At 60.3% G+C, this 15,206-nt stretch carries 14 protein-coding genes; all 14 read right to left on the bottom strand.

What is annotated here, in order from left to right:
- Positions 1-68: 68 nt before the first annotated feature.
- Positions 69-752 (bottom strand): sulfite exporter TauE/SafE family protein, encoded by a 684-nt coding sequence (locus J3P76_RS16490; RefSeq protein WP_434610526.1) that lies wholly within the window; start codon positions 750-752, stop codon positions 69-71.
- On the bottom strand, positions 745-963 hold the full coding sequence (ccoS, locus tag J3P76_RS16485; protein WP_420764716.1) for a cbb3-type cytochrome oxidase assembly protein CcoS: 219 nt from the start codon (positions 961-963) through the stop codon (positions 745-747). Before ccoS ends, J3P76_RS16490 begins: the two co-directional genes overlap by 8 nt.
- A 24-nt stretch (positions 964-987) precedes the next feature.
- Positions 988-3,438 carry a heavy metal translocating P-type ATPase gene (locus tag J3P76_RS16480; RefSeq protein WP_434563240.1) on the bottom strand — a complete coding sequence of 817 codons (2,451 nt, stop codon included), beginning with the start codon at positions 3,436-3,438 and terminating at the stop codon, positions 988-990.
- Positions 3,439-3,458: 20 nt separating this feature from the next.
- Positions 3,459-3,998: a FixH family protein gene (locus J3P76_RS16475; protein WP_420764714.1), complete on the bottom strand. Its 540-nt coding sequence runs from the start codon at positions 3,996-3,998 to the stop codon at positions 3,459-3,461.
- Between the two features lie 11 nt (positions 3,999-4,009).
- The gene (gene ccoG / locus J3P76_RS16470; protein WP_434700988.1) at positions 4,010-5,425 is read right to left on the bottom strand and encodes a cytochrome c oxidase accessory protein CcoG; all 1,416 of its coding nucleotides are present in this window, start codon (positions 5,423-5,425) and stop codon (positions 4,010-4,012) included.
- 357 nt (positions 5,426-5,782) lie between these two features.
- The gene (locus J3P76_RS16465) at positions 5,783-6,253 is read right to left on the bottom strand and encodes a hypothetical protein (RefSeq protein ID WP_434610532.1); all 471 of its coding nucleotides are present in this window, start codon (positions 6,251-6,253) and stop codon (positions 5,783-5,785) included.
- 495 nt (positions 6,254-6,748) lie between these two features.
- A complete protein-coding gene (locus J3P76_RS16460) occupies positions 6,749-7,108 on the bottom strand; it encodes a DUF6124 family protein (RefSeq protein WP_434563246.1) in 360 nt (119 codons plus the stop codon).
- A gap of 505 nt (positions 7,109-7,613) precedes the next feature.
- Positions 7,614-8,225 (bottom strand): hypothetical protein, encoded by a 612-nt coding sequence (locus J3P76_RS16455; protein WP_434700987.1) that lies wholly within the window; start codon positions 8,223-8,225, stop codon positions 7,614-7,616.
- 84 nt (positions 8,226-8,309) lie between these two features.
- Positions 8,310-8,720: an SMI1/KNR4 family protein gene (locus tag J3P76_RS16450; protein ID WP_434563250.1), complete on the bottom strand. Its 411-nt coding sequence runs from the start codon at positions 8,718-8,720 to the stop codon at positions 8,310-8,312.
- The gene (locus J3P76_RS16445; RefSeq protein ID WP_434610537.1) at positions 8,711-13,129 is read right to left on the bottom strand and encodes an RHS repeat-associated core domain-containing protein; all 4,419 of its coding nucleotides are present in this window, start codon (positions 13,127-13,129) and stop codon (positions 8,711-8,713) included. The genes J3P76_RS16450 and J3P76_RS16445 overlap by 10 nt, the downstream gene beginning before the upstream one ends.
- Before the next feature lie 95 nt (positions 13,130-13,224).
- Positions 13,225-13,635 (bottom strand): type II toxin-antitoxin system VapC family toxin, encoded by a 411-nt coding sequence (locus tag J3P76_RS16440; RefSeq protein WP_434610540.1) that lies wholly within the window; start codon positions 13,633-13,635, stop codon positions 13,225-13,227.
- Positions 13,636-13,890, bottom strand: coding sequence for a type II toxin-antitoxin system Phd/YefM family antitoxin (locus tag J3P76_RS16435; protein ID WP_420764706.1), 255 nt, complete (start codon positions 13,888-13,890; stop codon positions 13,636-13,638).
- Positions 13,891-14,040: 150 nt separating this feature from the next.
- Positions 14,041-15,024: a cytochrome-c oxidase, cbb3-type subunit III gene (gene ccoP / locus J3P76_RS16430; RefSeq protein ID WP_434563254.1), complete on the bottom strand. Its 984-nt coding sequence runs from the start codon at positions 15,022-15,024 to the stop codon at positions 14,041-14,043.
- Complete coding sequence (locus tag J3P76_RS16425; protein ID WP_003183474.1) at positions 15,021-15,206, bottom strand: CcoQ/FixQ family Cbb3-type cytochrome c oxidase assembly chaperone; 186 nt, start codon at positions 15,204-15,206, stop codon at positions 15,021-15,023. The genes ccoP and J3P76_RS16425 overlap by 4 nt, the downstream gene beginning before the upstream one ends.

Raw genomic sequence — 15,206 nt, 5'->3', positions numbered from 1 at the left:
GAAAAGGGCGTGTTGATTTGCGTCAACAGCGAATGAGTGTGGTCGATGATGGCCTCATCGCGACTCGGTCAATGGCCCATGAGCCAATGCTGATGCGGCCCCGGCAGTGTCCAGATGCCGAAGACGATCACCAACAACCCACCGGTCATGCGCACGCTGCGTTTACGCAACAGGGCGGTGACACGCTCGGCCGCCAGGCCAGTGGCGAGGAGCACCGGCCAGGTACCCAGGCCGAAGGCGAGCATCAATAGCGCGCTGTCCAGCGCATTGCCCTGGCTGGCGGACCAGAGAAGGGTGCTGTAGACCAACCCGCATGGCAGCCACCCCCACAGCGCGCCGAGCAGCAAGGCCCGTGGCAGGCTTGATACCGGCAGCAGGCGGTTGGCGACGGGTTGGATGTGTCGCCACAAGCCCCGGCCGATCCCCTCGATACGGGTCAGGCCGCTCCACCATCCGGCGAGATACAGGCCCATGGCGATCAGCAGCAGACCGGCCAGCACCCGCATGATCATCGCCGCCGGGCTGTTGGCGACGGCCCAGCCGGCCAGTCCGATCAGCAAGCCCGCCGTGGCGTAACTCAGGATCCGCCCCAGGTTGTACGCCAGCAATAATCGAAAACGCCGGCTGCGCTGTTCCTTGGGAATCGCCAGGGTGAGGGCGCCCATCAGACCGCCGCACATGCCCAGGCAGTGGCCGCCGCCGAGCAGGCCGAGGATGACGGCCGATATCAACAGCGGCGCCAGATCAAGCATGGGGCGGCGCCTTGTCGTCCGGTTTCTGGGCCTCGCCGCTTGCTTCTTCCACCGCGGCCTTATGATTCGGGTCTTGTTCGTCGAACAGGATGCTGTGGGCCGGGCCGTCGAGGTCGTCGTATTGGCCGCTGTCCACGGCCCAGAAGAATATGTAGACGGCGATCGCTACGATCAGCAGCGCGGCCGGAATCATTACGTAAAGAGCTGGCATGTCGGACCTCCATGCCCGCGCGGCTCAGGCCGGCTGCGGACGGGTATCGGGCGTGGCATCAAGAACCTGCACCTTGGGTTGGCGGGTCAGCCTCAGCGCGTTCAAGACCACTGTCAGCGAACTGATGGACATGCCGGCCGCAGCCCACACGGGAGTGATCCAGCCAAGGGCGGCGAACGGCAACATGAGGCCATTGTACAGCCCCGCCCAGACCAGGTTCTCGATGATGACCCGACGGGTGCGCCGGGCGAGGCTGAAGGCGTGAACCAGGGCCTCGAGGCGGTTGGACAGCAGTACCGCGTCGGCGCTGGTCTTGGCCAGGTCGGTGGCCGAGCCCATGGCGACGCTGATATCCGCCGCTGCCAGTACCGGCACATCGTTCACGCCGTCGCCGAGCACCAGCACCTTGCGGCCCTGTTGACGCAACTGCTGCAGCACGGCCAGCTTGTCGTCCGGGCGCAGACCGCCGCGAGCCTCATCGATGCCCAGTCCGGTGGCAACGCTGGCGACCATCGGCGAGCTGTCGCCCGACAGCAAGAGCGTGCGCCAGCCCCGCGCCTTGCAGGCCGCGACAAGGGCCGGGGCATCCGTACGCAGACGGTCGTCGAGGACAAACCAGGCCAGCGGCCCGGCATCATCCCCCAGCAACAGCCATTGCCCAGGTTCGTCCGGCATCACCGGTACGGTGGCGCCACTCGGGTCGCAGACAAAGCCGGGATGGCCGATGCGCAATCGCTGTTCCCCCACCAAGCCCTCAAGCCCAAGTCCCGGAAAACTCTGCACATTCTCAGCGGCCAGTGGCGCCCGGCCGAAGGCGCGGGCAATCGGGTGTTCGGAGCGATTCTCCAAGGCGGCGGCCAAGGCCAGGCACTGATCGCTGTCGAGCGCCGCCAGGGGGCGGATGGCGCGCAACGCCAAGCGGCCTTCGGTAAGGGTGCCGGTCTTGTCGAAAATCACCGTGTCGATCTGGTTCAGGCCTTCCAACACATGGCCGCGGGTCAGCAACAAACCGAGTTTGTGCAGGGTGCCGGTGGCAGCGGTGAGTGCGGTTGGCGTCGCCAGGGACAGCGCGCAAGGGCAGGTCGCGACGAGCATCGCCAGGACGATCCAGAAAGCGCGCGAAGCATCGAGATGCCACCACAACAGGCCGATGGCGGAGGCGGCAACCAGAGAGAACAGCAGGAACCATTGGGCGGCGCGGTCGGCGATTTCCGCCAGGCGCGGCTTCTCGCCTTGGGCGCGTTCCAGCAGGCGCACGATGGCGGACAAACGAGTGTCCTGCCCCAAGGCCAATACCTGAACGGTCAGCGCGCCCTCGACGTTCAGCGTGCCCGCCGTGACTGCATCGCCGGCCTGGCGGGGTTGCGGCAGGTATTCACCGGTCAGCAGCGATTCGTCGACGCTGGACTGCCCTTCGAGAATCCTGCCGTCGGCGGGCAGGATAGCCCCGGGCTGCACCAGCACCCGGTCGCCCGTATGAAGTTCGCTGAGCAGGATGCGCTCGCTCTGGCCGTCATCCGCCAGGCGCAGGCACGAGGCCGGCAACAGGTTCACCAATTGGGCGGTGGCCGCAGCGGTGCGTTCCCGAGCCCGGCGTTCCAGGTAGCGGCCGGCCAGCAGGAACAGGGCGAACATGCCGACGGCATCGAAATACAACTCGCCGACACCGGTAATGGAGGTCCAGATGCCGGCAATGTACGCGCCACCGATGGCCAGGGAGACTGAAACGTCCATCGTCAGGTGGCGAGTGCGCAGGTCACGCATGGCACCCTTGAAAAAAGGTGCGCAGCTGTAGAACACAATGGGCGTTGTCAGGAATAGCGCGACCCAGCGCAGGATGGTGTGCATCTCCGGGCTCAGGTCGATGTTGAATTCCGGCCAGGTGGCCATGGTCGCCATCATCGCCTGGAACCAAAGCAAGCCAGCCACGCCCAGCTGGCGCAGGGCCAGACGGTTTTGCGCGGCGAGCTGTTCGCAAGCCTGGTCGGCCTGGTACGGGTGCGCGGCGTAGCCGATCTGGCGCAATTGCGCGAGCAGGGTGCTCAGCGGCAATTGGGCGTCGGCCCAGCGGACGTGCAGGCGATGGTTGGACAGGTTCAGTCGCGCCTCGGCCACCGCCGGCAAAGCGCGCAGGTGCTTTTCGATCAGCCAGCCACAGGCGGCGCAACTGATGCCTTCCATCAGCAGGGTGGTTTCGCAAAGCTCGCCTTCATGGCGAACGAACGATTGCTGCACGTCAGGGCGATCGTACAGCGCCAGTTCTTCGGTCAGTTGCACCGGCAGGGACTGGGGGTTGGCCGATGCTTCACTGCGATGCTGGTAATAGCTTTCCAAACCGCCGGCCACAATCGCTTCGGCCACCGCCTGGCAACCCGGGCAGCACAGCTCGCGGGTTTCACCGAGGACAACGGCGGTGAAGCGACTGCCGGGCGGGACGGGCAGGGCGCAGTGGTAGCAGGGCCGTGGGGTGGTCATGGTTGCTGCATAAAAGCGGCTTATTTCTTCAGGTCTTCAGCGCCTTGCAGCGGTTCATCACCGAGCAAGATGGCCTGTTCGTGGTTGATCTGCTCTTCTTCGAACAAGCGCCAGGTCTTCTCGTTCTGTGCCCCCAGCAGTTCGACAAAGCGCCGGCCTTCGACCTTGTCTGCCAATTGGCCAACGTAGCGCCCAGGTTCGCTGTCGTTGCGGGTCAGGACGATCTTGCGGTCCTTCTCCGGCTGGGTGGGTGAGATCAGGCTCAGTTCGAGGGTCTGGGGACGGCTGTTGCCGTCCAGGCGCAGGTTGACTTCCCCGGTGAGGTCGTCCAGCTGCACATTGGCATGCAATTGCAGGGTCTGGGCCAGCAGTTCGCGCTCCAGGGAGCGGTTGATGCCTTTACCGGCTTCGTAGTAGTTGTCGTTGACCAGGTTATCCGGGTTGTTCACCGCGATGGTCACCATGGTCAGGCTCAGCGTTACCGAGCAGGCAAGGATACCGATGATGATCCACGGCCAGAGGTGCTTGTACCAAGGGCTGGTGGCAGTTGCTGCAGGCATGTTCATTTCTCTCAACGAGTCTGTGGGCCGATGAACCGGCTCTTGGCTTCAACATGGACGCTTTCGTCATCGGCATCCTTGAGGATGAAGGTCACCTCGTTGGTGCTCGATGGCAATTGTTCAGGTGCGCTGGACAACTCGACCGGCTGGCTGTAGATCTCGCCGGCGGCGACCTTGATTTCCCGTCGGCCTTCGAGCTTGAGATCAGGCAGGCCGGCGGCTTCCAGGACGTACGTATGGTCGCGTTGGTCCTTGTTCATGATCTTCAGGCTGTAGACGTTCTCGATCCGACCTTCGGCGTTCTCGCGGTACAGCACGCGGTCCTTGCTGACGTCGAAACCCACCAGCGAACGCATGAAAAACGCCGTTACCAGCAAGCTGATCATGGCCAGCAGCACCAAGGCGTAGCCGATCAGGCGCGGGCGCAGTTTATGGGTTTTTTGCCCCGAGAGGTTGTGTTCGGTGGTGTAGCTGATCAGCCCGCGCGGATAATCCATCTTGTCCATGATGTTGTCGCAGGCATCTATGCAGGCTGCGCAGCCGATACACTCGATCTGCAAGCCGTCGCGGATGTCGATGCCGGTGGGGCAGACCTGGACGCACATGGTGCAGTCGATGCAATCGCCGAGGCCCAGGGCCTTGTAATCGATGCCTTTCTTGCGCGGGCCACGGCTTTCACCGCGACGCGGGTCATAGGAAACGATCAAGGTGTCTTTGTCGAACATCACGCTCTGGAAGCGGGCGTAAGGGCACATGTAGATGCACACTTGTTCACGCAGCCAGCCGGCATTGCCGTAAGTGGCCAAGGTGAAGAATCCGACCCAGAAATACGACCAGCCATCGGCCTGGCCGGTGAAGAACTCGAACACCAGTTCGCGGATCGGGGTGAAGTAACCGACGAAGGTCATGCCGGTGACGAAACCGATCAGTAGCCACAGGCTGTGCTTGGCGAATTTGCGCAGGAATTTATTGGTGCTCATGGACGTCTTGTCGAGCTTGATGCGCTGGTTGCGGTCGCCTTCGGTGACCTTTTCGCACCACATGAAGATCCAGGTCCAGACGCTTTGCGGGCAGGTGTAGCCGCACCAGACGCGCCCGGCATATACCGTGATGAAAAACAGGCCGAAGGCGGCGATGATCAGCATGCCGGAGAGGAGGATGAAGTCCTGGGGCCAGAAGGTTGCACCATAAATAAAGAATTTGCGTTCAGGCAGGTTCCACCAGACGGCTTGGTGACCGCCCCAATTCAGCCAGACCGTGCCGAAATACAGCAGGAACAGAAACCCCCCGCCAACCATTCGCAGGTTGCGGAACAGGCCCGTGAAGGCGCGGGTGTAGATTTTCTCCCGAGAGGCGTACAGGGCGACGCTTTTGTTGGCGTCTTTGGCAGGCGGGGTAACGTCATGTACCGGAATCTGGTTGCTCATCAATTGCATCCCACGGCAGTGGAAAAATGCCGAGGCCAGTACGTGCCGACCACGGTCAGAAAGGGTGTTGCAGTGGCGCAATGATACGCCTGTCGGTCTGGCTCAAGGGTGCGACCTTTGGTCGCGTTGGGTGTCCGGGCTGAATGGTGTAGCGGATGTAACAAGTCATGACCTGGATCAATTGACTATAGACAGAGCATGGCATTGGCGGAGATTGGATGGGGGCGGCTTCGCCGCCCAGCGTGAACAAGCTCCCTCGTCAGGGGATCTGCGTTTCGCCTCAAATCTTGTGCTCAGCCAGCGTTCCGCGCTGCCTCTTTCTAGCTGGCATTCAGACGGATAATTTGATGGTTTATGTTATTGCGGTTTATGAAGCCAGGAAGAAAAGTCGGATATGTAAATTTCATCCAGCGTTAGCGTAGGCGGTATGTTTTCGATGCTGTCAGCTATCTCGTCATAAGGTGTTGGCAAGACGTAGCAGAAGCCAAAATCCTCGTTGAGGATTATGATGCCATTAAATATGCGCTGGCGTTCGGTCAGCTTCTTTATCTGGTCAAAAGGCATTCCTGTGGAAAGCGTATTTTGGTAAAGCCCTTTGTATCGCGCGTTGCAGCCGATTGAAAAAATTGTTCCGTCAGGAAGGGTTGAGAGGGTGAGCGTACTATCGATTACGTACGCTGTTCTAGTTTCACCGTCAGGTAGCGTGTAGCTCTTTATCTCGACTTTATGATGCTCATAGAGCTCATTCATGTAGGTCGAGATATTGTCTTGCAATAAAATGTTCGCAATTGAATGCTTGGATTTTATGTCGGCTGCAAAATCAATCATTTAAATTCCACCGTTCATTAGCGTGCCGTTTACGTAGACGGGTGAGTCTTTTATGAGGTCATAATTCTTAAAGTCACCATGGCCAATCCTGCCGAATACAACATCTTCACCGGCTTTATTGACTTTATAGACCTTCCAATAATCATTTCCATGGACGTTGGGCTGGGTAGGGCTGCCGCCTGGATGGTAGTCAAGCTTGTAGGTGGCTCCGGATTTTGTACTGCGCACATACTGGACGTGCTGAATCGCATCTGGCCGAGGGCGTCGTAGGCGAAGCTCAGGGTTTGCACGTCGCCTTGCAGGTTGGTGAGGGCGGGTTACACGCTTGCTTTTGAGGTGTAGGCGATCCGTGGCGAGGGAGCTTGCTCCCGCTCGGCGGCGCAGCCGTCGTAAACCGGCTGATGCGGTGTGTCTGTAGGGATGCGCCGGTCTGTTTTGGGGCGGCTTCGCCACCCAGCGGGAGCAAGCTCCCTCGCCACGGAGGTGGTGTAGCAGCTAGCGTGGGTCGACGTTATCCAGTACACGGCTGGCCAGCATTGAACTCAGTTCGATCAATTGCTGGATGCCGAGGGCGATGTGGCGGCGGGGGCCTTCGAGGTCGAAGGCTAGGTTGCTGATCATCGCGTCAGCGGATGCCAGGTTTTCGCTGAGGTTAGCGAGCAGGCATTCGTTGTCGGCGTTTTTTGCCACGATGAAGAGCAGGTCCGGTTTGGATGCATCTTCGGACTTTTCCGGTTTCGGTAGCAGGTAGTAATCCAAGGCGCGCTTTTCTGCTTCGTCTTGTTTCTTCGTTTTGGATTGAGTGGACGCAGAGATGCGCTCTGTTTCGGGGGGGTTCGGTGTAATTTTGAACATGGTGCAGCTCCTTTCGTAAGAGGAACCATCACCGTCTGCCGCCAAGCAGGTGGGGTGACGGGTTACGCAAGGTTGGCGGACCGGCACGAAAGGAACCCGGCATCCCCGAAGGGATCCTTGCGCAACCCGCCATAACATAGGAGTGCCAAATGCCAGAGACATTGCAATCATATTGGGGGCTGTTGCGCCTTTCGTGTACCGGGCCGCCAAGCCCGACCGCTGATGGGCAGTGGCAGGGAAACGATAGAACCCATGGGCAAGGCGCACAAGCGGGCGGATTCTGGCGTAGTTGTAGGCAATGGCGCAAGGATTCGTAGCTTGTCGGAAGCATTGCGCAGGGAGAATAAACAAGCCTTCGTAATGCCCTGGATTCGGTGCGAGGGAGCTTGCTTTCGCTCGGTGGCGCAGCGTTTTTTCTGTAGGAATGCGCCTGCCTTTTTGGGGCTGCTGTGCAGCCCAGCAAGGGCAAGCTCCCTCGCCACGGGAATTTGCGCTTAACCTGCGCCTAGTAGTTTTTCGCAAGCGGCAAGTCGAACTGCTTGTTTCCGAATATTGATTTAGTGGCCAGAGCGTTCTTGAGCAAATCCGAATCCAGGCTCAGATTATTTTTGTGCGCTGCAAAGACAATCGTCAGGAATGGGAACGCATAGTTATCCGGCTCGGCCAACACGTCATCGATTAATGTGGGGGAGCCAAGAACGCTGTGCTCTGCCTTGGGCAGGTAAAATTTCTCGAGCCGTTCGCTTATTTTCTTGACGGTTGCGCTGATGGCTTGAGGGGACGGGGTCCTGATGATGCCGCCCGGCTCGTCACCGAATTGTTTTGCTTGCTCCGACAAGGAGCTCTTCGATAAAAACGATGCATTCAGCAGGCGTCTCTCGTAGGGCGGGGATTGCTCTTTGCAGAAGCTGAAGGCCTCGCAGGTATAGAGCTCCAACCCCGCGTAATAGCCGTCGGCCTTGGTTAGGTGTTGAACGTAGATTTCCCCAAATTTTTCCTTGGCAGCGAGCAGGCCAAGTTTGTTTTTGCTGGCCTTCAGGTCCAAGTGGGCTGACGTTGTTTGCTGCAGCGCCGCCAGTAGTTTCACTTCCAGATGCTTGCGAATTTCCATACTCATGGCGCAGACCTGAGCGAGCCTCGTGAGGCTATCGCTTCACGGGCTCGTGTGTAGACTAAGCCTGTCCAGCGATGACGCATGGCTCTATTGACCCGTGAGTTCAGCGAGGAATTCTTCAAATGATTCGCATACGAACGCCAGATCTTCTTCATCCATCAAGTACAGGTAAATATTTCCGAAGTCAGCCTCCTTAACGGATAACAGGAAGGAATTGCCACCGTGATCGTACGCAAAGGGGATCATTTGCTTTAACGACGGAACGTCGTCCGTCAAGTCTCGATAGACCGTTTCGATAGGGGCTTGTCCGTATTTGATCGGAGTGAATCCACCCAGCAAAAAATCATTCTCGCTATTGCTCTCAGCCAAATCGCCGCCGTTGTGCTTTAGATAAAATTGCCTAAAGGCTGTCGGTAATTCCACATTGAATTTTTCTTGGAACTCATTCAACTCTTGCACAGAGAGGGCGTGTTCGGATTCTTCGAGGGTCAGCCGCATTTGGATGCTCCTTTTGTTCTGCTCTTGAAACGAGCTGGGTGGGTGTAGGCCTTGCCCGTAGCTGCTTTGTATTGAGCTACACCGCCGTTATGGCTTATGCCGCTGTGGGCGTTTTGCTTGATGAGCTGCATCGTGCCTGTGTTGGTCTTCGGGTCGTAATCATCCAAGTGGTGCCATACGTGGCCGGATGGCGTAGTTTTTTGACTCAACTTGGCCGCCTTGTTTGCGGCCTCGAAGTCCTTCCCGTAGTCGCCAGTGTATTCAATTCTAACGATTGGGTTCACGCCGGATTTTTTGTTGTAAAGCGCGTTACTTTCAGAATAGTCGAGACCTCCACCAGGTGTCTTCGTGACGCCGGTGTACCCACGGTCTTTCAGTTTTATCAGCGGGTCGACTGCAAGGCCTAGAGGGTCTGCATAGCCGATAGGGTTGGGCGCATAGGCATAGAAATTTAGGCCTCCAGCCAAGCCTATTGGATCGGGCGTAGTGAAGCGACCCACGTCAGGATCGTAAAACCTGAGAACGTTGTAGTGCAGCCCAATTTCTCGATCGAGATACTGTCCTTGGTACCTCAGGTTTTGCTCTTCAATGAAGTAGGGTTCACGAATTTCCTGAAGAGGGTTACCCCAGACCTCAAAGCGAGCTTGCCAGACGCTTCGTCCGTCGACTTCTGTGAGTTGTTCGGGCAGGCCGTTCAGGTCGTTGTGGTAATAACGGACTTTCTGATGCGCACCGTATCCATCTATCCGCGCAAGGGGTTCGTAGGTGTTATCCGTATAAAGATAAAGGCTAGTCTGGTTGTATCGACTTTCCTGCAATAAGCGCATGCCATCCCAGGTGAAGCGGGTTTCCCCCAGCGGGTAGCCGTGGCTGTCGTGTTCGGTTTTTTCGATGCGCCGGCCCAGCGGGTCGTAGGCCATTTTGACCACGCTGCCGTTGTCATTGCGCACCTCGATCAAGCGGCTTTCGGCGTCGTAGGCAAAGTGCTGCACGCCACGTTTGGCGCTGCGTTTTTCGATCATCCGGCCGAAGGCGTCGTAGCGGTAGCGCTTGTCCTGGTAGGTCAGCAGTTTGTTGTGCACCACCAATCCGGCGCCGGGGGCCGGGCCGTCCAGCAGGTTGGCGGCGGCGTCGTAGGTGAAGGTTTCGCGCTGGCCGTGCAGGCTGTCCTGGCTGGCGATGATGCGACCGGTGGCGTCGTAGTGCAGGAGCTGGCGCTGTTGCGCGGCGGGTTGCTGGTCGAGTTTGCCGATGAGGTTGTCGGCGGGGTCGTACTCGAAGTGTTTTTGCACCGCCGCCGGCAACAGCGAGGGTTGGCCGCTGTGGCGGCGTTGTCGCGTGCGCAGGCGACCGCTGCGGTCGTATTCGCTGCGGGTGCTGATCTGCCCTTGGGTACGCAGCACTTCGCGGTGCAGGCGGTCGCGTTCGAAGTCGCTGATGACCTGGCCGTCGAGGTTGATCTGGTGCAGATGACCACTGCCGTAGTACAGGCGGTTGACCCAGCGGCCATCGGGCAGTTGGGTCTGGATCAGGTTGCCGAGTTCGTCGTAGTGGTGTTGCAGGCTGCCGGCGGCGCTGTTTTCGGCGAGCAACTGGCCGAGGGCGTCGTAGGCGAAGCTCAGGGTTTGCGCGTTGCCTTGCAGGTCGGTGAAGGTGACGGCGGTGAGTTGGTCCAGCGGATCGTAGCTGTATTCAGTGCGGCCATCGTCGGTGACTTTGGCGATCAGCCGACCCACGGCATCGCGTTCCAGGCGATGGACGATGGGCGCCGGCGGTATTTCGGGAATGAGCGCCAGGCCCGTGCCGTACGGTGCAGGCATCGCCGTCACTGCCGCGACGTTGTCGAGGCGGTCATAGTCGTAGCGCTTGGCGCTGCCATCCAGGTCTTGTTGTTCGCTCAACCGATTGGCGATATCCCAGGCAAACCGGTAGCTCTCGCCATTCTCATTGGTCAGCGCTTGCAGCCGGCCGAAGCTGTCGTAGGCGAACTGCACTTGCCGGCCCTGGGCGTCGGTGCGTTGGCGGACCTGACCGCGGCGGTTGTGCTGGTAAAGCGTGGTGTGCCCGGCCGGGTCGGTGTAGCCGGTGAGTTGGCCTGCGGTGTCGCGCTGATAGTGCTCGGTGCGGCCGTCCGGCAATTGGCTGCTGAGCAAGCGCCCTTGGGCGTCGTAGCTGAATTGGGTGCGCTCGCCGAGGGCATCGGTGATGGTTTGCAGGTAGCCTCGCTGGTCATAACTGAAACGCGTCGGATAACCCGAGCAATCGACGTGTTCAACCAATTGCCCAAACGGGTTCCAGCGCAGCTTTTTGTTTTTGCCGGTGGCGTCGATGATTTCCACGACCTGGCCGTGGGCGTCGTAGCGATAGTGGGTGATGTGGCCCCGCGGGTCGGTTTGCGCGGTGCAATTGCCGCGTTGATCGTAGCGGTATTTCCAGCTGTGGCCGGCGGCGTTGGTGTCCACCAGCGGCAGTGCCCAATGTTCGAGCCAGAGGGTGGATTCGCTGCGGCCCATCGGGTCGGTTTCGCTGATCAGATTGCCGGCATCGTCATAGCTGAACTGATACAGGCCACCTTGTGGATCGGTGGCGCTGAGCAACTGACGTTCATCATTCCATTCGAACAGCCACGTCTGGCCGAGGTTGTCGCTGAACCGGATGATCTGGTGCTGGCTGTTCCAGTGCCGAATGCTGACGCGTTGCAGGCTGTCGCTGATGCGAGTGATACCGGCGTGCAGGTCATAGTCGAACTGGTAGGCGTCGCCCTCGTCGGTCCAGTGCCGGACCACGCGCCATTCCTGGCTTTGGATCAAGGCCCACTCATAGAAGCAGCGCAGGCCGGTGGGCAATTGGTGCTCGACCATCCGCTGCCCGGCGTCATAGCTGAAACGCCGTTGCATCTGGTTGCCAGCGTCGCGTACTTCGGCGAGGTTGCATGCGGCGTCGTAGGCGTAGCTGACCAGCACTTCCCGCGATTGATCAGGATAAAGACGTTCGATCCGGCTGACGCGTTCGCCTTCGCGTATCAACTCGACCTGCACCAGATCGAAGGTGTCGCGCAGCCGCACCAGGCGTCCGGCGTCGTCATAGTCGAGGTGGATACGGTTGTCGTTGCGGTCACCCAGTTGGCTCAGGCGCAGGTGTGCCGGGTTGACCGGCGTGGGTTCGAACAAACGGTACAGGCCGTCGTCGCTTTCGATCAGCAATTGCCCGTTCGCGTGACGGCGCACGGCCAGACCCTCGCCGGCGCTGAACACTGCGCCGCCCAATGGGATCGAGCCCATGTCGATGGGGCGCGCCTGTTCATCGGTGTAGACCAGGGTTTCGCCGCCGTCGGGGTGAGGGAGGATTTCGACCTTTACCTCATAGCTCACGCTCCACCCGGCACCGAACAGGCTGCCGTGACGTTCGTCGCGGCTGTTGTAGAAACGCTGCCAGTTTATCGGCAGGATGCCGGGCAAGACGAAGTCCAGCTCTTCATCACCACCCAGCACCTTGGCGCCGGTGGCGGCATGCACCGGGTTCGGCGAGCCCAGGGCGGCGTTGGCAGCCGCGTTCGCCGCACTGCTGGCGGCCATGGACACCGCGCCGCCCACCAACATGCAGGGCAATTTGCTGAAGAACTTGCCTTTGCCGCCCTTGAGCATCAAAAGCGCCGTGACCGCCAACCCCACGCCCGGGGTCTTGCCGCTGCGGATCTCGCGCACTACCACCGAACCGCCGCCGATGGTCACGTCCGGTGAGATCAGCCCGGACGACACCACCGTCGCGTCGCACGTGCTGCGGTCGCCGCTGCGCACGGCGGGCTGGCCGTTGATGGTGACCTTGTCCGAGCCCTCGGCCATGAATTGCGGGGGCATCGGCGGGTGCTTCGTGCAGATGACCAAGTCTTCGGGCTTGGGTACGGCGCCCGGCGCGGGCGTGGCGACGGTAGGACGCCACATCTGCGAGAAGAATGACCCGGCCATGTCCAGGTAGCTGGGTTCTTCTTCTGGCTCGGAGGCTTCGAGCTCGGTGCCGGCCGGGGCGACATGGGATTGAATCGCTCCGGCGGCGCGGGCGGCGGGTATGTTGTTGGTGAGGGTGTCGGTGGACCCGGTGAGGATGTTGGCCTGCACCGTGGGCGGAAAGAGGGCGTTGCCGATGCCTTCGCATATATTGCTCAAGCCTTTATCGGCCCCGGTCTTGCTCATGGCCAGGCCGACCACCGTTCCCACCACCAGGCCGAGCACGAAGCAGCCCAGGCCGCCAGTGACCACGGTAATGCCCGTGGCGGCGACCACCGCGGCGGTCGCCACGGCAGTGATCGCGATGTTCGCCGCCACCTCCAGCACGCCGCCGAGAATGTCGGCCATCATTGAAGTGTGGTTCAGCGCGTCGCCCAGGCGGGCAGCCCAGAGCGCGTCAGACATGGACGATGCTCAAACTGGCGCTTGTATGCTTGGGTGGTTCGATGCCTTTCATTGCGCCTGTCTCCCTGGCGTTAAGTGGTGAGTCCGTTGTGTTATCAGCTTGACCAAGGGTTGAGCAACGCCACGCCGCTGCTCTGGAAATCCGTCACGTTGCGGGTCACCACGGTCAGCCCGTGAACCAACGCGGTGGCGGCAATCAAAGCATCGCATTCATTGCTGCGGTCGAGAGCGTGAAGACGTGCGCAGCGAAGCGCAACGGCGCGGTCGACGGCGAGAATCCTGCCGGCAAACGTGGGCATGACGTGGTTGTCCAGCCATGCGCGCAGGCGACTGCCTTGCACCGGGTCCTTGCGTTCGATGCGCAAGACGCCGGTTTCCAGCTCCAACACGGTAATGGCCGAGACGTAGAGGCTGGGGGCGGGGACGCTGCGTGCCCAAGCCTGCACGTTCTTGTCGGCTTGGGTTTTGCGCAGCTCCGAGATGACATTGGTATCGAGTAGAAACATTCAGGACAGGTCGACCGATCGGGGAGTGATGACGGCACGTTCGGGATCGAAGTCGATATCCGACGCGTCGGGCATGACCAGCAACTCGACAATACTGGCGCCAATGCCGGTCAGTTTCTGGTACTCCTCAATGCTTAGCAGCACATGGGCCGGCTTGCCACGATCGGTGATGATCACCGGCCCTTCACGGGCGGCTTTTTTGGCACCACTTGTGTCGTGGTTGAATTCGCGGCTGGAAATGGTAGTGACGGACATGGTGGCGTACCCCATGGAAACTGAATGTAGGCACGTTACTACTGGCGCCAAGTGCAGGCAAGGGGAAACAGGCTCGACATGTTTCGAAGGCCGATAAAAAAGGCCCCGCCAAATGGATTGGCGGGGCCTTTCGTGTATCAGGAAGTTGCTTTACTGAGCGTCAGCGGCCGGAGCCTTTTCGCCATGTGACAGGCTATAGACGTAGGCGGCCAACAGGTGGACCTTGTCATTGCCTTGCATGTCGGCCTGGGCCGGCATCTGGCCTTGACGACCGTAGCGGATGGTCTGCTGCAGCTGGGCGAAGCTCGAACCGTAGATGAAGCCGGCCGGGTGCGTCAGGTCAGGTGCGCCCATGGCGGGCGTGCCTTTGCCGGCCGGACCGTGGCAAGCCACGCAGTTGGCTGCGAACAGTTTCTGGCCATTGGCCGGATCCGCCTTGGCGCCTTCCGGCAGTTTGCGACCGTGCAGGCCGGTCACGACGTAGGAAGCCACGTCGGCAACGCCTTGTTCGCCAACCACGGCAGCCCAGCCCGGCATGACGGCGTGACGGCCGCCCATGATGGTGGTCTTGATGGTTTCCGGCTCGCCGCCCCAGCGCCAGTCGGCGTCGGTCAGGTTGGGGAAGCCATAGGCACCCTTGGCGTCGGAGCCGTGGCAGACCGAGCAGTTGGAAGCGAACAGGCGGCCACCCATCTTCAAGGCTTGCGGGTCCTTGGCGACTTCTTCGATCGGCATGGAAGCGAACTTGGCGAAGATCGGACCGAACTTGGCATCCGAGCGGGCCATTTCCTTTTCCCATTCATGCACGCCAGTCCAGCCGGTCTGGCCGTTGGCAAAAGGGGTCTGCTTTTCGGTGTCCAGGTAGTTATAGCCTGGCAGCAGGCCCTTCCAGTTACCCAGGCCGGGGTAGAGCACCAGGTAGCCGAGGGCGAAGATGATGGTGCCCACGAACAGCATGAACCACCACTTCGGCAGCGGGTTATCGTACTCCTCGATCCCGTCGAAGGAGTGGCCGACCGTCTCCTCGGTGGCTTCGCTGCGCTGGCCCTTACGGGTCGACAGCAGCAGCCAGGTCAGGGCGAAGATCGTTCCCAGGCTGAGGACTGTGACGTACAGACTCCAGAACGTAGTCATTCTTTGTTACTCCTAGAAGCTTGCTCGACGTGCTTGATGGCTTCGGGATCGTCCGCGAACGGCAGCAAGGTCGCGTCGTCAAACTCCGACTTGCGCTTGGGGCTGAACACCCACAGAGCCAGGCCGATGAAGGCCACCATCACGACGACGGTGCCCAGGCCACGAATCATCCCGATATCCAT

It is taken from the genome of Pseudomonas sp. D1-36, assembly GCF_051132205.1.
Taxonomy (GTDB): domain Bacteria; phylum Pseudomonadota; class Gammaproteobacteria; order Pseudomonadales; family Pseudomonadaceae; genus Aquipseudomonas.
This window is presented reverse-complemented; position numbering and strand designations above follow the sequence as displayed.

Bases quoted from the DNA above. Each gene is read 5' to 3' on its own strand.
- J3P76_RS16465 (WP_434610532.1), bottom strand. From the start codon at position 6,253: ATGATTGATTTTGCAGCCGACATAAAATCCAAGCATTCAATTGCGAAC.
- J3P76_RS16475 (WP_420764714.1), bottom strand. From the start codon at position 3,998: ATGCCTGCAGCAACTGCCACCAGCCCTTGGTACAAGCACCTCTGGCCG.
- J3P76_RS16460 (WP_434563246.1), bottom strand. From the start codon at position 7,108: ATGTTCAAAATTACACCGAACCCCCCCGAAACAGAGCGCATCTCTGCG.
- ccoS (WP_420764716.1), bottom strand. From the start codon at position 963: ATGCCAGCTCTTTACGTAATGATTCCGGCCGCGCTGCTGATCGTAGCG.
- J3P76_RS16490 (WP_434610526.1), bottom strand. From the start codon at position 752: ATGCTTGATCTGGCGCCGCTGTTGATATCGGCCGTCATCCTCGGCCTG.
- ccoP (WP_434563254.1), bottom strand. From the start codon at position 15,024: ATGACTACGTTCTGGAGTCTGTACGTCACAGTCCTCAGCCTGGGAACG.
- J3P76_RS16435 (WP_420764706.1), bottom strand. From the start codon at position 13,890: ATGTCCGTCACTACCATTTCCAGCCGCGAATTCAACCACGACACAAGT.
- J3P76_RS16425 (WP_003183474.1), bottom strand. From the start codon at position 15,206: ATGGATATCGGGATGATTCGTGGCCTGGGCACCGTCGTCGTGATGGTG.
- J3P76_RS16445 (WP_434610537.1), bottom strand. From the start codon at position 13,129: ATGTCTGACGCGCTCTGGGCTGCCCGCCTGGGCGACGCGCTGAACCAC.
- J3P76_RS16480 (WP_434563240.1), bottom strand. From the start codon at position 3,438: ATGACCACCCCACGGCCCTGCTACCACTGCGCCCTGCCCGTCCCGCCC.
- J3P76_RS16440 (WP_434610540.1), bottom strand. From the start codon at position 13,635: ATGTTTCTACTCGATACCAATGTCATCTCGGAGCTGCGCAAAACCCAA.
- J3P76_RS16450 (WP_434563250.1), bottom strand. From the start codon at position 8,720: ATGCGGCTGACCCTCGAAGAATCCGAACACGCCCTCTCTGTGCAAGAG.
- J3P76_RS16455 (WP_434700987.1), bottom strand. From the start codon at position 8,225: ATGAGTATGGAAATTCGCAAGCATCTGGAAGTGAAACTACTGGCGGCG.
- ccoG (WP_434700988.1), bottom strand. From the start codon at position 5,425: ATGAGCAACCAGATTCCGGTACATGACGTTACCCCGCCTGCCAAAGAC.